Raw genomic sequence first — 15,732 nt, forward strand, 5'->3', positions numbered from 1 at the left:
AATCTTTTTTAATTGTTAGTGAGATCCTTCGTACCTCAGGATGACATATTGATAAATGGACTCATTTTCAAAGTCAACATTAGTCGTTCTTAACCATTAATATTGCAAACTAAACCCCAAAATTAAACCGATTCATCTGCATGGCAGGCACCAAGACCAAAGCAAAAGAAACTCCACTCATGAAGCAGTACAATGCGATCAAAAGCAAGTACCCGGGTGCATTGCTTTTGTTTAGGGTGGGAGACTTTTATGAGACCTTTGGTGAAGATGCGGTAAAGGCCAGTAAGACACTGGATATTGTCCTGACAAAACGTGCCAACGGCTCCCAGAAAGAGATGGAATTGGCAGGGTTTCCACACCATGCGATGGATACGTATTTGCCAAAGCTGGTTCGGGCAGGCTATCGGGTGGCCATCTGCGATCAGCTGGAAGATCCCAAGTCAGTAAAAGGAATCGTAAAGCGTGGAGTCACCGAACTGGTGACCCCCGGACTTTCACTCAATGATAATGTCCTGGAGCAGCGGAAGAATAACTTCCTCGCCTCAGTATATCCTCACAAAGAAAAGTGTGGGGTTGCTTTCCTTGATTTGTCTACGGGTGAGTTTATGGTGTCAGCTGGCACAGAAGACTATGTGGATAAATTGATTCGAGGTTTTCAACCTTCCGAGATTATATATCCAAAACCAAACCGAGATTGGTATGGAACAAAATACGGCGAACATTTCTCTTCTTTTGCACTCGAGGATTGGATCTTCAGTAAGGATTATGGGTATGAAAAGCTGACCACTCATTTCAACGTGCCCAATCTCAAGGGGTACGGAATTGAGGAACTGACAGAGGGCATCTTAGCTGCAGGAGCTATTCTTTATTACCTGGATGAAACAGAGCATAAAGAAACCAACCACATTAAATCAATTGCTCGTATTGACGAGAATAGGTACGTTTGGCTGGATCGTTTCACCATCCGTAATTTGGAATTGATCCAATCCGCACAGCCGGATGGAATATCGCTCATTGATACAATCAACCAAACACTTACCCCGATGGGAGGGCGATTGCTTCGAAAATGGATGGTTCTTCCACTCAAAAGCAAGCCGGAAATAGACCAGCGACTAGATGTTGTTGAAACCCTAACCAATGAAGATGAACTGCAATCCACACTTCGCGAGCATCTGGAGAAAATTGGAGATCTGGAGCGATTGGTTGGGAAGGTGGCTACCAGTCGGGTGAATCCGCGTGAGCTGCTTCAGCTAAAAAAGAGCCTTTCCCAGGTTCAGCCGGTACAGGAAATGCTGAAAGACCAAAAGTCATTCAATGCTTTCCATGATTTATTAAATCCATGTGATAAACTAATTGAAAAACTCTCACAGGAACTAAAAGAAGACGCACCCCTACAGCTTCACCAAGGAGGTGTTATTGAAACGGGTGTCAATGCTGACCTGGATGAACTAAGAGCAATTTCTACATCAGGGAAAGATTTTCTTTCCGGCATTAGAGATAGAGAAATCGAACGGACCGGGATCAGTTCATTGAAGATTGCTTATAACAAAGTATTTGGCTATTACCTGGAGGTTTCAAATGCCCATAAAGACAAAGTGCCTGAGGAGTGGATACGAAAGCAGACACTGGTAAATGCCGAACGATACATTACCGAAGAGCTCAAACAATACGAAGAAAAGATCCTCAATGCTGAATCTCAAATTTCTGTTTTAGAGCAAAAGCTATACGGGGAGGTTGTGGCATTTGCACACACGTATATAGATGCCATTCAGCAAAATGCAAAGGTGATCGCACAGCTGGATTGTTTGTCTTGCTTTGCTGAACAGGCTCAGTCTTACAATTACTGTAGACCAAATATCTCTGAAGAAAAAATCATCGACATTAAGGCAGGTCGTCATCCGGTTATCGAAAGAAATCTTACCCAGGGAGAAGAATATATTTCCAATGATCTCTATCTGGACAATGAGTCACAGCAAGTGATGATCATCACCGGGCCAAACATGGCAGGGAAGTCCGCATTGTTGAGGCAGACTGCTTTAATTACCTTGATGGCACAGATGGGTTCATTTGTCCCGGCGGGCTATGCAAAGATCGGGTTGGTGGACAAAGTCTTTACCCGTGTGGGAGCATCTGACAACCTATCACGAGGCGAGTCTACCTTCATGGTGGAGATGACGGAGACAGCCAGTATTTTGAATAACCTAAGTGATCGGTCGCTGGTATTGATGGACGAGATTGGTAGAGGAACGAGTACGTATGATGGAATATCCATTGCCTGGTCCATTGTAGAACATCTTCACAATCATCCCAAAGCGAAAGCGAAGACCTTGTTTGCTACACACTATCATGAGCTCAATGAGCTTGCAAAAGATTTAGTGAGAGTGAAGAACTTCAACGTTTCGGTAAAGGAGTTGGAGAATAAGGTAATTTTTATGCGAAAGCTGGTAGAAGGAGGAAGCGAGCACAGCTTTGGGATCCATGTGGCTCAGATGGCCGGCATGCCTAATGAGATTGTCATTCGGGCAAATGAGATTTTAAAGCACCTCGAAAAGGAAAAGTTAACGGATTCGGACCGTCAGAAATTAGAAGAACTGCCTCCAGATAGTTATCGGGACAGACAGTTCCAAATGAATTTATTTGAGGCTGATCCCCGCATGGAGCGCATGCTGGATATCCTCAGAAGTATAGATGTAAATACGACCTCCCCGGTGGAGGCGCTCTTGAAGTTGAACGAGCTTAAAGATGTCCTAAAGGGCAATTAAGCTACAGCTGCAAGCATTTGCATGGAGTCAGCTTCCATGATCAGGCTGTTTACATACCTAAGCTGAGCTTCAAGTTTAGAGTCGGTTCTGTTTTCAAGAATTCGTACCAAATGTTTTCGCATTTTCACAGCGCATTCAAGGGTCATTTCTACTTCTTCTCTAAACATGATCTTTCTTTTTTGTGGGGTTGACATTTTTCTTTCCTTATGAACAATACAAAGATGAGGAATTGAAAGACGCCTACTTCCTGTGTAAATATCAATATTCAACTACGTAAAATCACTAGCTGATTTTCGCATGATTTAGCTTTCCGAAGAAATGGTGTGATTCATCGATTTGGATGCTCTGATTGATCGAAATGATTTGGATTTGGGTAATAATTGAATGTATAATCTAGATAGTTATTGAGGGTAAGAATCCTCAAAAGAGATAATCATCCTGTCAGGAAAATAAAAAGCCTGACAATCACAGATCATCAGGCTTTTAAAGTACCTCGGGCGGGACTTGAACCCGCACGGGCGCAATGCCCACAGGATTTTAAGTCCTGCGTGTCTACCAATTCCACCACCGAGGCGTGGTGTCCACAAAAAAAGATGCCGCATCGAGTGCGGCATGACATTTTGTGTCCTTGAGCGGGAGACGGGATTCGAACCCGCGACCCCAACCTTGGCAAGGTTGTGCTCTACCAGCTGAGCTACTCTCGCTTATCCTTCTTCCTTTGAAAAGGACTGCAAATTTATATGAACCATTTAAAATTACAATAAGAAAGTTGATGTCTTTTAAATAAGCTGAAATTATTGATTTCTAATAGCATATTGCTATCTATGTGATTAAAGTATCTCGATTTTAATTACACGCTTTAAGTCAGTCCCTCTTGCATTCGAATTCAATAATTAGGCAACATTCTCACTCCAAGTGCCTATTCATTTTATCTCTCATTCTCTCCCTTCCATACATGCGATTAGCCAGAATAAAGAATAGCAAACCAATAAAAAGCCAACCTCCCACAATAGACCATTCGATTGCATTCAGTGCCGAAGCATTGCCGGGTAGATATAAATAAATAAGAACTATACTGGATAGAATGGCGAACGCTCCAACCCACTTTCCAAGAATTACCTTAAAGGGCCGAGTCATATTTGGTTCATTCTTTCTAAGTTGATAAAAAGAAAGAGCTACCAGACTCCAGGAGATAACAATCCCCAAACCGCCGGCATTCACTAACCATCCCATGGTTTCTTTCCCAAAAAGGGTGGCAATTATGGAAGTACATGTAACGAATACGATCGCAGTTACAGGAGATTTGAATTTTGGATGCAAGCTAGCAAATGCTTTTGGGAGCATTCCAGAGTGCCCCATCGCATATATGGCACGTGTGGCGCCTACAAAGAAGCTGTTCCAACTGGTAATTATACCTGCCAAACCTGCCAGAATTAATAATTTTTTGGCCCATTCGCCAGCATAGATTTTTTGCATGGCCACAGCAGGAGCTAGTGTGTTTCCCGCTAATTCGCCTGAAGTCAGTGTCGTCCCCACACTGTAGATAATAGCAGAGTACCAGGCAACAGCGAGTAGAACAGAAAGTATAAGGATCTTGCCTATTTGCTTAAATGGTAAATTGATTTCTTCTGCGGCCTGTGGGATGACATCAAAACCAACAAACATAAAAGGTGTCATGACGAGTACGGTCAATAAACCGGTTGATATTTTATCCAGATTCCATACTTCACTGGATGTAGCAGGCACGTTTGGTGAAAACAAACTGCCGAAGATCAACATAAGACCCGCTATAAGGATAAAAAATGTGAAAACCGTTTGAATAAATGCTGCTGACTTTACCCCATAAAAATTGATCACCCCAATGAGCACAGAACCCACAACACCAATAACTATCCAGTTTGGATAAATAGGTTTGTTCTGGATAGACCAAAGCGGATCGCCTTGGGAAAGGTCTGTTATGTTGCCCAGCACTACAGGTAGAGCTACAGCCTCAAATGCGCATACAGATACGTAACCAAGAATGATAAACCATGTACAAAAAAAAGAGGCATTGAGACCAAGCCCACGAAAACTAAAAACATGTTCACCACCTACCTTAGGCATTGCAGAGGTGAGCTCCGAATAGGTGAGACCTACGAGAGCAACTAGCAGCCCACCTATGAAGAAGGCAGATATGGCTCCTACTACTCCCGCAGTGAGAATCCATTCGCTGGTAAGAACAACCCAGCCCCAACCGATCATCGCACCAAAGGAAAGGGTGAAAATGTCCCATTTACCTAAGACCCGATTGAAATTGGAGTTCATTTTACATAAATCGTTTTCCGATTCATAAACTCCATCATGCCGTCTTTGGCTAGTTCCCGACCATAGCCGGATCGCTTAGTACCACCAAACGGAAGACGTGGATCTGATTTTACCAGCTCATTGATGAAGTAAGCTCCATCACTTACCTGGTCTGACATGGCCAAAGCTTTTTCAATATTGGTTGTACAGACAGTTACGCCCAGACCATATTTTGATTGTTCCGAAAGGGCAAAAGCTTCTTCTATGTCCTTCGCCTTGATCATAGCCGCTAATGGGCCGAAAGTTTCTTCATCAAAGGCAGGCATTCCTGGTGTTACGTTTCCCAAGATAGTGGGCTCATGAAAGCATTCCTTCTTGTTTCCCCCAAATAGTAACTCAGCTCCTGCTTCAATAGATTTTTTCACCTGCACCTGAAGTTGATCTGCCAGATCTTTCCTGGCCAGGGTACCAATTTTCGTTTCCTCGTTCATGGTGTCGCCTGCATTCAACTTTTTCACCTCTTCGGTAAATTTCGAAACGAATTTATCATACACATTACCTACCAAAATGAAGCGTTTTGCTGCGATACAGCTTTGACCACAATTCATCATTCGTGCGGTGATGGCTGTTTTTACTGCCTTGTCAATATCAGCATCTTCCCACACAATGAAGGCATTGTTTCCACCCAACTCCATTAAGGATTTCTTGAGGTATTTTCCGGCAAGCGCTGCAACGGAAGAGCCAGCTCGTTCGCTACCGGTGAGCGTCACCGCTTTAATTGCATTATGAGCTATGATGCTTTCTGTTTGGTCGTGATGAACAATCAGATTTTGAAAAACACCTTCAGGAAAACCAGCCTTTTGAAAAACGCCTGCTATCTGCTCGGCACATCCAAACACATTTGGGGCATGCTTCAACATACCAGTATTCCCAGCCATTAATGTCGGAGCGGCAAAACGAAAAACCTGCCAAAATGGAAAGTTCCATGGCATGATAGCCAGCACACATCCAATCGGTTCGTGTTTCACAAAACTCTTCTGAGCGTCAGTTTTGATGATCTCATCCGCAAGAAAGTCAGCTGTATTTTCAGCATAGTAATCACATACCCACGCACACTTGTTCACTTCGGCTCTGGATTCAGAGATAGGCTTTCCCATTTCCAGTGTGATCATTTTAGCATATTCTTCCACATTGTCACGAAGAACCTGACCTGCTTTGGACATGAGCCTGGCTCGTTCTGCTATGGGTACATGCCTCCAGCTTTCAAAAGCTTTTTGAACCTTTTCCAGCATAGTTTGCGTCTGTTCTTTCGTGTGCGAGGTGTATTTTCCTACTTGCTCCCCATTGTAGGGATTGATGCTCGTAAATTCCATTTTGTTAATTTAATTGTCCGTCAGAAAATGCGGTAGATTCATAATTTTTAATCCCTTTCAATTCATCTACCCAATTCCATGAAGTATAAACAGTGATCTTATTGGACCGATCTTCCGGATTGAACCCTTCTTCTTGCATTTTCCAGATAATATGCGCTGATTCTTCAAACTTATTGGATGCGATTAGTCCATGCATCTGGCAGTTCATGCATCTCCTTCATTTCGTGGAGCTCAACTTGATATTTGTAATTCATGTTAGGCCGATATAATAATTATTTAGTCAAACTTCCGATTAAGGCAGGTTGCTCTCTTTTATCCTCAATCAATTGAGAAGCGTATTGAGAACGAATAGCCGTGATCCAGTTTTTCGCCCGAGCGGTCAACTTAAAGTCTTTGGTCATCATTCTTCCTCTGGATACCAGAATGCCCAGGTCAGCACCATCATACAGGTAGTCTCCTTTTTGCGTGATACGCAGGAAGAAAGCTTCATTTTCACTTTCCACTGCTCTTCTGTGAGTGTCCATTCTGTCAAACTGAATATGGCCATTATCAAACATGCGCCAGATTCCTGAACCGGGAGCTGCAGTCACATACTCAATAGTGTCTTCCGTATGCTTAACAATCAGTTGGCTCCAGGTATCGATATTTTCCTGTTTTGCCCAGCGAGCATTTATTTCTTTTACATCAAGCTCATAGTCCACATCCATGTATTCCAAAATATGAAATAGATAAAGTGGTGCATCTGCCAATGCAAACACAGCATGATTGGTAATGGAGCTTGCTCCGGTTACTCGTGGATTAAGTTCCCCAAGATACATTTCTCCATTATCCTGATCAATCAAAAAGTCCAATTCGAAGTATCCTTTGTACCCCTCTTTCCTTAGTTGATCTCCAAACTGTTGGGTAAATTTTAACGCCTTTTGCCTGATTTCAGGGTTAAATGCGTCTGGGAAAATCTCATTTCCACACCATCCTCCTTTATAGGGAGTGAGTTCTTTGAATCCAACCAATTCGGTCATTAGTGGCGCCACAATGGTGCCATGCCTGGTTACACATGCTTCTATTGCTGAACCTCGACAATTGATGCGTTTCATCACTTTCACTTCATCTTCCTGCTCAATCTCTTCTGCGTATTTCTTATACTCTTCTTCATTAGAAATGAAAAAAGTAGTGTGACCGGAATCTCCAAATGGTGTCTGTATTACCAGGTCTTTCCCTAATTTTTTTGAAACTTCACACAGATGTTTGTAGCTTTTTACCCTTGTCAATACATTCGGCACACACGGAACACTAGCCTTTTCTGCAATGCGATTTGTATTCACTTTATTGTCCATGAATGTTCGCATCTTGGCTGACGGGAAAATAACCTCCAGGCCAAGTTTTTTAGCAAGCTTTTCCGTTTTCTCATTGAACATTAAAAAAAGCACTTTGCCAGCTTTACCACCTTTTTTTCTGGATTGGATATACGACTGAACTTCAGGGTGCTGAAGCAGGTAGTTATTAATGTCTTCAATACTCTCAAATTCATCATGAGGCATTTCATTTTTCGGTGAGAACACATTGGGATGCAGGCCACCAAAACACTCAATGTTACAAATGAATTTAAATCCCTTGATCCACTCATCAGCACCCAATAGGTTGAAATTGGTTGCACTCATGAAATAAATAGGAGTCTCATTCTTGTAGAAAAATCGTCGGATGTCAGGCACGCCATTAAGGATTGGTTTTGCTGTTGCAGCCTTCTTGGAAGTTACTTTTACTGCACCTGCTTTTTTAGCGGCCACTGCTTTTTTGGCTGCTGGCTTTTTCTTGGCAGGAGCTTTTTTAGCAGGTTTTGTTTTTTTGGTATTATCACTCATTTTTTTATTGTTAGGGTTCTTATTCTATTTTTTCTTTTTTGACATAGCCATTCCGCCCATCGCGGTGGCCGTTTTTTGACGGTTCAATACGCTTTCTCTGAATATCCGAAGACCCAGATCAGCTCGATATCCATGAATTTCTTTCACATCCAGTGCTAGCATGAATCTGATAATTTCCTCACTCACAACCTGTCCCGGTACCAGTACCGGAAAGCCGGGTGGATAAGGTATCACGAAAGATGAGGCGACCAGCTCTCTTCCATTTTGAATGGCTTCCATGCAAGATCGAATAGGGATGTATTCACAGTTTTCTTCATTGTAAGAAAGAAAGTATGCTGCTCTCAGATTACCGCCAGGTACTCCCGGAACAGCCAAAAAGGATGCATTGAATCGGCTGAAATCAGGCAGGGGTGGTAAATCTTCCGTCATCGATTTGATTCGCAATCTGGCAATCTCACTTTCACGTTTGTTTAGCGAATTGTATTCATCGTCAAGTTGCTTCGAAATTTTTAGAAGCACTTTTGTCAAGTATGCCACACTACCTCTGGTGGTGCCAATATTAGTCATGAAGAGCACCGTGTTTCGGGAGGTCTTATTGATCTGAATGTTGTATTGATCCATCAGATACTTGTTTTTGAACGTATCTCCATCAACTCCTGTACGTCCAATAAATAGCGTGATTTTAGTAGGGTCCAACATAAATTCATCTTGCTCCCAGGCTTCTTCCATTCGGTTCCATCCGGTGGCTGAATCATAGTATTCAGCCAGCCCGCTTTCACGATATTGATCAGGAATGAAGTCCTTCAACGTCAACACATCAAAATATTTACTGAGTTGGGGATTGTCGATCACTTTGGCTCTCAAAACCATCGCCAGCTCCACACTCTTCTCCACCATTTCATATCCTTCAAACTGAGCTTGTCTTCTACCTACATCCAAAGAAGCTAACATTTGATAGTTCGGAGAGGTAGACGTGTGCGTCATGTAGGCTTCCAGGAAGGTACTTTCAGATTTTTTACGAAAATCCTGATCCCATATGTGGATCATCGATCCTTGGCGAAAACTACTCAGTGTTTTATGAGTGCTTTGGGTCGCATAAACTCTTATCCGCACCTTGTCAGGGTTCGGAAGTTTTGGTTCTTCACCTTGTTTAAGTGCTTTGATATGCTCTTGATATTGCCTTCGGTAGGCAGGGCCTTGGTATTTTCTACACAGTTTCTCTGCAGAGAACATACCTGTTCGTTGCTTGTATGTGTAGGTGAAGCTTGCAAATGCAAACCAGGCTTCATCCCAAAGAAATACCATGTCAGGCTTAATGGCCAAAACCCGTTCCATCACTCGCTGAACATTGTAGACCAGTCCATCAAAGGTGCAGTTGGTAAGCAACAACATTTTCACTTTGTCCAGCCTACCTGCCGCCTTTAATTGTAGCAGTTTACTCAGGATTTGTTCCAAAGGAACTGCTCCGTACATCGAGTATTTTTCAATGGGATACGAATCCAGATACACCGGATATGCGCCGGATAGCACCAGTCCATAATGGTGAGATTTATGACAATCTCGATCAATCATGACCAGATCTCCTGGCTCTACCAGAGCCTGAACCACTATCTTATTTGCAGTAGATGTTCCGTTAGTTACAAAATATGTTTTTTGAGCCCGGTAGGCTTTAGCAGCCATTTCCTGAGCTTTTTTCAAAGGCCCTGTCGGCTGGAGCAACGAATCCATTCCTCCGGTTGTGGAAGAAGTCTCAGCCAGGAACATATTTCGGCCATAAAAGTCTCCGAAATCTTTTATCCAACGAGACTTAAATACGGAGTTACCACGTGAGATGGGCATGGCATGAAAGATTCCGGTGGGTTTTTGGCTGTATTCTTTAAGGGCGCTAAAAAAGGGCGTCTGATGCCGCTCCCTAATGCCTCGGATGATAGCCAGATGCAGTTCCTGTAAATCTTCTTTACGGTAGTAAATCCGACGGAATAGTTGAAGGGTTGTATCCTTCAGATCAGTCAATGCCGTGTCGGTGACATAATAGGTGTCTAGCTCAGGTCTGAATTGCTTAATCAGCTCTCCCAACCTCGGACCTAAATCTGATTCCGGAATGGAATTCAAATCGATCTTCAATACATTTTGAATGTAAGGCTTAATTAACGGAGAAATATTTGAAGAACGATAAGGTGGAGCGTATCGGATAACTACAGCCTGAATGTTGTGATTAAAAAAAAGTGCAATTAATGCGTCCTGAAAAGAGTGTTGAACATTTACACTGTAGTTAAACTCTTCATGTGGGTCATGTAGACTTTTTACTTTGAGGTGCAAGGCCGCCTCATCCGAAGTGCTCAAGTCCTCCAGAAAAAGAACCTCGAAGTAATTCTTTCTTTTACTAACAATTTGCTCACCACTTTCTTCCGTAATCGCTTCTTCACTATCGTCATCGATCGGTGCGAATATGTTTTCACTGTACTCATCACTCACTAGTTGTCGGGTAAGTCGTGCCACTGAGTTGGCTAAAGCTTCGTGCTCCCTTCTTGCAAGGGATTTGGCCAATTTATCAACCACTAATTTGCCGGGTACAGCAAAGTATTGCTCTACTGTTTTCAAGTTCTTGAGTAGAGCCTGTACTTTTTCTTTGTGACTGGTTTCATTCGCAGAGCCCCTCCGGCAATGAGACAGCTCTACACACTCATTTTTTAAGGCATTCCAATGGTTGAGTCTTAACTGACCAATGCTGTAATACGGTGCACTTATTTGTTTTTTACGAGTTGACATTCACCTTAGCTTTTAGAGTGTAATGCCAGACGATTTCCTTCAGAATCGATAAATAGGGCAAAGTATCCAGAGTCTTCGTCTATTAATGTTTTGGGCATCACGATACGCCCTCCCGCTTCTTCCACCCTGTTGAGTACCGGACTCAAATCCTTACCTCCGTTGAGATAAACAAGGGGACCCACTTCACTTGGCACGCATCCTTCTCCCATCACCACAGCACCCCCAATTCCATTGTCAGCAGGAAAAAAGGCCATTGCATAAGCAGGTGACTCGGTTGTTTCCATTTCAATGTCATAAATGTGGTTGTAAAATGAGACCGCTCGTCGAAGGTTCAATGCCGGTATTTCGAACCAATTAACATAGTGCCTTAATTTTTTATCTGATTTTTTAGATGAAGTCGATCCCATTTATCTGTGTTTATGTGTTAAAACTTGTATTAAACCCTTTGTATCCGATCGCCGGCTCACTTTGGTTTAAGTCACTTTCTTTCTTTTTTAGCTCTGCGAGCTTGCTCAACTTAGTAGGCTTAATAAGCGGTCCTAGTGATTCTAAATATGGATGTTTCGCTCCCGGTTGATAGATGGTAAAATCGCCGATATGATCTCTGAAACTTTTCAGCGGCTGACCCAATCTCAACACTCCCAGTTCTCTGCTTCGTTTTACTCGCTCAATATCTAGTTCAATTGGGATGATCTCTTCTGTGCTTCCTGCCTGATAGAGTACTCTTCCGTCTGGTCCGCACACAATCGAGCAACCGCTACCGCCGGTATCCAGGCCATTCACATCAAAGAAAAAGCACTGATTTACGGTTGCCATGGCTCTGGCAATCGAAAGTTCAATGTCTCGGTCGATGGTCCCTGTCATGGTTGGGTGAAGAATAACCTCTGCGCCCATTACTGCCAGTGTTCTCACCGTCTCCGGGAACCACATATCGTAGCAGATAGAAATGCCAAAACGACCAACATCCGGCACATCAAAGACACAAAACTGATCACCGGGAGTCACACCCACTTCGTATGGGTAGAAAGGAAACATTTTGCTGTATCGGGTAACTACTTCTCCCTGTGGGTTGATTACCGAAGCAGTGTTATAAATCTTATTTGCACGCTTTTCAAAAATGGAGCCCGGCACCAACCAGATGCCATACTTTTTTGCCATTTTTTGCATTTCCTGCTCAAACAATCCAGGTACTTCCTGAGCGGTATGAGTGAGTGGACCGAATGCACACAGCTCACTGAAAACCACCATGTCTATCCATGGATAAAGATTCATGGTAATATCCAGTTTCAGCTTCATCATTTCCACGTTGGAATAGGTGGCTGACACCTTCATTTGTATACCTGCAATAGAGAATGGTTTCATTTATTTGTTTTTGAATTGTTTAATATTTCTTGTTCTAAAATGTCGAGCCCCGCATTTAGTTGCTCATTGGTAATAACCAGTGGAGAAAGGATTCGAATGACGTTTTTGTAGGTACCGGCACTAAGTATGATTAACCCTCTGGCAGCACAGGCCTTGACGATTGCACCGCACAGCTCCCCATTTGGCTGTCTTGGATCACTGTTTTTCACAAACTCAATGGCGATCATCGCGCCCTGACCCCTAACATCTCCAATGTCTGTGCATTTTTTCTTTAAAGCATCAAGCCTATCCGTGATGATTTTGCCGATTTCTGTTCCACGTTTATTAAGGTTGATGTCCTTCATGTATTGAATGGTAGCTGAGGCTGCCACACAACTTATTGGGCTACCAATATAAGTACCTCCAATGGTGCCGGGTGCTGCTGCATCCATCACTTCCGCTCTACCTAGTACCGCAGCAATCGGGAGTCCCGATCCCATAGATTTGGCATACGTGCTAATGTCTGGTGTCACGCCATAGTTTTGCCAGCTGGCCCAGTTGCCCGTTCGGGCAAAACCACTTTGTATTTCATCAATGATGAGCATGATGCCGTGCTCATCGCAGAAAGCTCTAAGGCCCTCCATGTATTTTTGAGGTACGGAGTTAAATCCACCTTCGCCCTGGATAGGCTCAATAATGACAGCAGCCAGGCTTTTTGGATCTACCAGATTCTTTTCGCTAGCCTTCAGACTTTTAAGCTTCCACTCCACAAACTCATCCATGGACTTGCCTTCACTATATCGATAGAAATTAGGAAAAGGAATACGGTAGACCTCCGGTGAAAATGGACCACAATCGATTTTGTAGTCAATCTTACTGGTAAGTGTCATAGCCATCATGGTACGACCATGGTAGGCATCTGTGAAACACAGTATGCCCTGACGTTTGGTCGCCTGACGCGCAATTTTGATCGCATTTTCCACAGCTTCTGCTCCAGTGCTTACCAACATCGCCTTAGTCTTCTTGCCATGCGGCAAAATCTCAGCAAGCTCTTCACACAATTTGATGTAGGGCTCATAGGTTACCACATTGAAGCTGGTGTGGAGGTACTTGCCTGCCTGCTCGCGTATGGCGGCTACCACTGGTTCCGGACAGTGTCCGGCATTCACCACACCAATACCACCGGCAAAATCAATCAACTCATTGCCATCCACATCAATCACGGTGGCTCCATGCGCCTCACTAACGGTGGCGGTGTTGAACACTCCAACTCCATTTGCTACGACATTCTTTCTTCTTTCAAGCAGCGCCTGAGACTTTGTAAGGTTTATAGACATCAATTTTTGTTTAATTCTAATTAGACTGAGTAATCGTATAAAGTCACATTGAGTTGGAGAGTAAGGCGAATATGATAACTCAGATAACTGATAGTAAGGATATCCTTCTTGCGTATTCAACAACAAAGAGTAAAACTCAGACTGGGATTGATATCCTTATAATATAGTCAAAAAAAACCAAAAAGGGGGTATTTGTGGGTTTTGGAGGGGTTTGATAGGTTATCTCAAGAGTTCTTAGGAGTGACTTTGAAGGGGGAGTAAGATCTGGGTATTATGTAAAGAGATACCAAACAAGAGTAACTAAACCTAAAATGATTGTACCGAAGAGCAGGATATCTTTCCTTCTTCTGAGCTTCTGTTTTTGAATAAATTCAGCCTTGAATTGGGCAAGTTCTTCTGGTGATGATTTCCGATAATTTAGCTGCGTGTTTGGAGTTTTGGCTTTGTAAGTCTGTTTGAAATTCGGTTTGTTCTTGAGATTGTTTCTGTTCCTTTTGGCATTGTTTAACGCATCTCTTACAAATCCTAATCCTGCTCCCATATAAATAATTACACGCTAATACATTGATTTTGGTTGTCCTTCATATATTCACTAGTGGACTTTATTTGATAATGGTCCTAAATTCTACTATCCTGTTATTGATTATCCCACCATTTAATGACTTCCTTAGTAAATTCATCAACCATTTCTTGGTTGATTGAAAGTCCATAATAAGTAATTAAATCAGAGTGAATGATTTTGTTGATTTTTTCTTTATCAACCTTTTTACGAAGGAAACCTAAGAGCTTGTGATTTAACGAATCAAATTCATCAGAAGGACTACCCGGTATTAGTTCCCATGAGTTAATAATTGTTCTCAGTTCTCTTTCCTGATGTTTAAATTTTGATTTTAAGTCTTTCCTCGACATAATCTATCATTCTGTTTTCTACTAACTGAGGTTTTAGGAATATGCTTAAAAGGTTACTCTAATAATTCACATGCCGATCAATCACCTCCGGGTGAATGTCAGCAATCGTAACCAAAATAGCCGTCTCTTCCACATCCCCAAAATCCGGATTTTGAGCCGTACCAAACGTCATCATGGTGTCAGACAGACTCATGTAGATATTGATCAAAGGAGGCACAAATTCGCCTCGCTCTTTCAACAGTTTATGGAGCAGTTTGAACCCATCCTGATAGCTCATTTCAGTAGCAAAATGTTCTTTAAACAACGAGTCATCAAAGCCGGCTTTTAGTTCCGGTTTTGGTTCGCACAAACGCATTCGGTTAGGAAAGTAATGTGCCATAAATGAAAGCAGAAGGTCCCGTGCTTCTTTATTATAACTGGTGTACATGGTCACCTTTCCAAAAAAGTACTTTATGTCCGGGTATTGTGTGGTTAGGCAGCCCAACCCATCCCAAATGTTCATCAATGCAAATAACCCCTTGCGAGGGTTGATCGAAGGTTGATAATTGGGTTGTACCCACGACCTCCCCAGCTCGATGGAGTAAGGAAGAAAGTCTTTTTTCATCTGCTCGGAAAAGTCAAAGTAATGAGCGGTAGAAAGCTCAAAATCACCAGAGTCCGGATTTTCAGCTCGTTCCCCTGTAATAAACCGATAACCTCCGACAATCTCGCGATCTTCCGGACTGTACACGACTAACTGCTCGTAGCAACGTTCACGCGTATCGGCCTCATCCATATCTATTTCACCTCCGGTACCTCCTCCGGCATAGCGAAAGGAGACCTCTCGTAAACGCCCAATTTCCCGCATGGTATTGGGAGAATTATGATGATTGATGATGTAGATTTTATTTCCTCCTTTGTTAGTGTCTCGCACAAACCTATCTTCATTCAGCTCTTTTTCTAACAGGTCACGATCTACTGGCGGTATGATGTCTTCTTTTTGCATTTCTCTTTTTTGCTATCCAATTATCCCCTTGAGGCGGTCCGACGAATCGGGACTATAGGGGTGTTTTGAAATCGATTAAACACCTTCCTAACCTCAAAAACGTTTGTCCGACCT

Annotated in this window: 13 protein-coding genes and 2 tRNA genes; 1 reads left to right on the top strand and 14 read right to left on the bottom strand. The window is 42.8% G+C overall.

The window, feature by feature from the left end:
• The first annotated feature begins 140 nt into the window (after positions 1–140).
• On the top strand, positions 141–2,762 hold the full coding sequence (gene mutS / locus ACO05G_RS18200) for a DNA mismatch repair protein MutS (protein ID WP_421764028.1): 2,622 nt from the start codon (positions 141–143) through the stop codon (positions 2,760–2,762).
• Here mutS and ACO05G_RS18205 read toward each other — a convergent pair.
• From ACO05G_RS18205 to ACO05G_RS18270, 14 genes are all read right to left on the bottom strand, one after another.
• Positions 2,759–2,956, bottom strand: coding sequence for a hypothetical protein (locus ACO05G_RS18205; RefSeq protein ID WP_421764029.1), 198 nt, complete (start codon positions 2,954–2,956; stop codon positions 2,759–2,761). The two genes, mutS and ACO05G_RS18205, sit on opposite strands and share 4 nt — an antisense overlap.
• A 295-nt stretch (positions 2,957–3,251) precedes the next feature.
• A tRNA-Leu gene (locus tag ACO05G_RS18210) sits at positions 3,252–3,336 on the bottom strand.
• Between the two features lie 57 nt (positions 3,337–3,393).
• Positions 3,394–3,466 (bottom strand) — tRNA-Gly (locus ACO05G_RS18215).
• 202 nt (positions 3,467–3,668) lie between these two features.
• Positions 3,669–5,066 (bottom strand): APC family permease, encoded by a 1,398-nt coding sequence (locus ACO05G_RS18220; protein WP_421764030.1) that lies wholly within the window; start codon positions 5,064–5,066, stop codon positions 3,669–3,671.
• Complete coding sequence (locus tag ACO05G_RS18225; RefSeq protein ID WP_421764031.1) at positions 5,063–6,418, bottom strand: NAD-dependent succinate-semialdehyde dehydrogenase; 1,356 nt, start codon at positions 6,416–6,418, stop codon at positions 5,063–5,065. Before ACO05G_RS18225 ends, ACO05G_RS18220 begins: the two co-directional genes overlap by 4 nt.
• 4 nt (positions 6,419–6,422) lie before the next feature.
• Positions 6,423–6,626: a hypothetical protein gene (locus tag ACO05G_RS18230; protein ID WP_421764032.1), complete on the bottom strand. Its 204-nt coding sequence runs from the start codon at positions 6,624–6,626 to the stop codon at positions 6,423–6,425.
• Positions 6,627–6,690: 64 nt separating this feature from the next.
• Complete coding sequence (locus ACO05G_RS18235) at positions 6,691–8,277, bottom strand: biotin carboxylase (RefSeq protein WP_421764033.1); 1,587 nt, start codon at positions 8,275–8,277, stop codon at positions 6,691–6,693.
• A 24-nt stretch (positions 8,278–8,301) separates the two neighbouring features.
• Positions 8,302–11,046 (bottom strand): aminotransferase class I/II-fold pyridoxal phosphate-dependent enzyme, encoded by a 2,745-nt coding sequence (locus tag ACO05G_RS18240; RefSeq protein ID WP_421764034.1) that lies wholly within the window; start codon positions 11,044–11,046, stop codon positions 8,302–8,304.
• 5 nt (positions 11,047–11,051) lie between these two features.
• The gene (locus ACO05G_RS18245) at positions 11,052–11,453 is read right to left on the bottom strand and encodes a VOC family protein (RefSeq protein WP_348283360.1); all 402 of its coding nucleotides are present in this window, start codon (positions 11,451–11,453) and stop codon (positions 11,052–11,054) included.
• A gap of 10 nt (positions 11,454–11,463) precedes the next feature.
• Complete coding sequence (locus tag ACO05G_RS18250) at positions 11,464–12,408, bottom strand: carbon-nitrogen hydrolase family protein (RefSeq protein ID WP_421764035.1); 945 nt, start codon at positions 12,406–12,408, stop codon at positions 11,464–11,466.
• Positions 12,405–13,724: an aspartate aminotransferase family protein gene (locus ACO05G_RS18255; protein WP_421764036.1), complete on the bottom strand. Its 1,320-nt coding sequence runs from the start codon at positions 13,722–13,724 to the stop codon at positions 12,405–12,407. The genes ACO05G_RS18250 and ACO05G_RS18255 overlap by 4 nt, the downstream gene beginning before the upstream one ends.
• 271 nt (positions 13,725–13,995) lie before the next feature.
• Complete coding sequence (locus ACO05G_RS18260; RefSeq protein ID WP_421764037.1) at positions 13,996–14,265, bottom strand: hypothetical protein; 270 nt, start codon at positions 14,263–14,265, stop codon at positions 13,996–13,998.
• Positions 14,266–14,360: 95 nt separating this feature from the next.
• Positions 14,361–14,633 carry a hypothetical protein gene (locus ACO05G_RS18265; RefSeq protein WP_421764038.1) on the bottom strand — a complete coding sequence of 91 codons (273 nt, stop codon included), beginning with the start codon at positions 14,631–14,633 and terminating at the stop codon, positions 14,361–14,363.
• A 58-nt stretch (positions 14,634–14,691) separates the two neighbouring features.
• Entirely contained in the window at positions 14,692–15,618 is a 927-nt protein-coding gene (locus ACO05G_RS18270; RefSeq protein WP_421764039.1) for a GNAT family N-acetyltransferase, read from the bottom strand.
• Positions 15,619–15,732 lie beyond the last annotated feature (114 nt).

It is taken from the genome of Ekhidna sp. (genome assembly GCF_965227465.1).
GTDB lineage: Bacteria > Bacteroidota > Bacteroidia > Cytophagales > Cyclobacteriaceae > Ekhidna.

Coding starts and splice junctions, on each gene's coding strand:
- ACO05G_RS18270 (WP_421764039.1), bottom strand. CDS start 15,618: ATGCAAAAAGAAGACATCATACCGCCAGTAGATCGTGACCTGTTAGAA.
- ACO05G_RS18255 (WP_421764036.1), bottom strand. CDS start 13,724: ATGTCTATAAACCTTACAAAGTCTCAGGCGCTGCTTGAAAGAAGAAAG.
- ACO05G_RS18220 (WP_421764030.1), bottom strand. CDS start 5,066: ATGAACTCCAATTTCAATCGGGTCTTAGGTAAATGGGACATTTTCACC.
- ACO05G_RS18265 (WP_421764038.1), bottom strand. CDS start 14,633: ATGTCGAGGAAAGACTTAAAATCAAAATTTAAACATCAGGAAAGAGAA.
- ACO05G_RS18245 (WP_348283360.1), bottom strand. CDS start 11,453: ATGGGATCGACTTCATCTAAAAAATCAGATAAAAAATTAAGGCACTAT.
- ACO05G_RS18250 (WP_421764035.1), bottom strand. CDS start 12,408: ATGAAACCATTCTCTATTGCAGGTATACAAATGAAGGTGTCAGCCACC.
- ACO05G_RS18230 (WP_421764032.1), bottom strand. CDS start 6,626: ATGAACTGCCAGATGCATGGACTAATCGCATCCAATAAGTTTGAAGAA.
- mutS (WP_421764028.1), top strand. CDS start 141: ATGGCAGGCACCAAGACCAAAGCAAAAGAAACTCCACTCATGAAGCAG.
- ACO05G_RS18205 (WP_421764029.1), bottom strand. CDS start 2,956: ATGTCAACCCCACAAAAAAGAAAGATCATGTTTAGAGAAGAAGTAGAA.
- ACO05G_RS18235 (WP_421764033.1), bottom strand. CDS start 8,277: ATGAGTGATAATACCAAAAAAACAAAACCTGCTAAAAAAGCTCCTGCC.
- ACO05G_RS18225 (WP_421764031.1), bottom strand. CDS start 6,418: ATGGAATTTACGAGCATCAATCCCTACAATGGGGAGCAAGTAGGAAAA.
- ACO05G_RS18240 (WP_421764034.1), bottom strand. CDS start 11,046: ATGTCAACTCGTAAAAAACAAATAAGTGCACCGTATTACAGCATTGGT.
- ACO05G_RS18260 (WP_421764037.1), bottom strand. CDS start 14,265: ATGGGAGCAGGATTAGGATTTGTAAGAGATGCGTTAAACAATGCCAAA.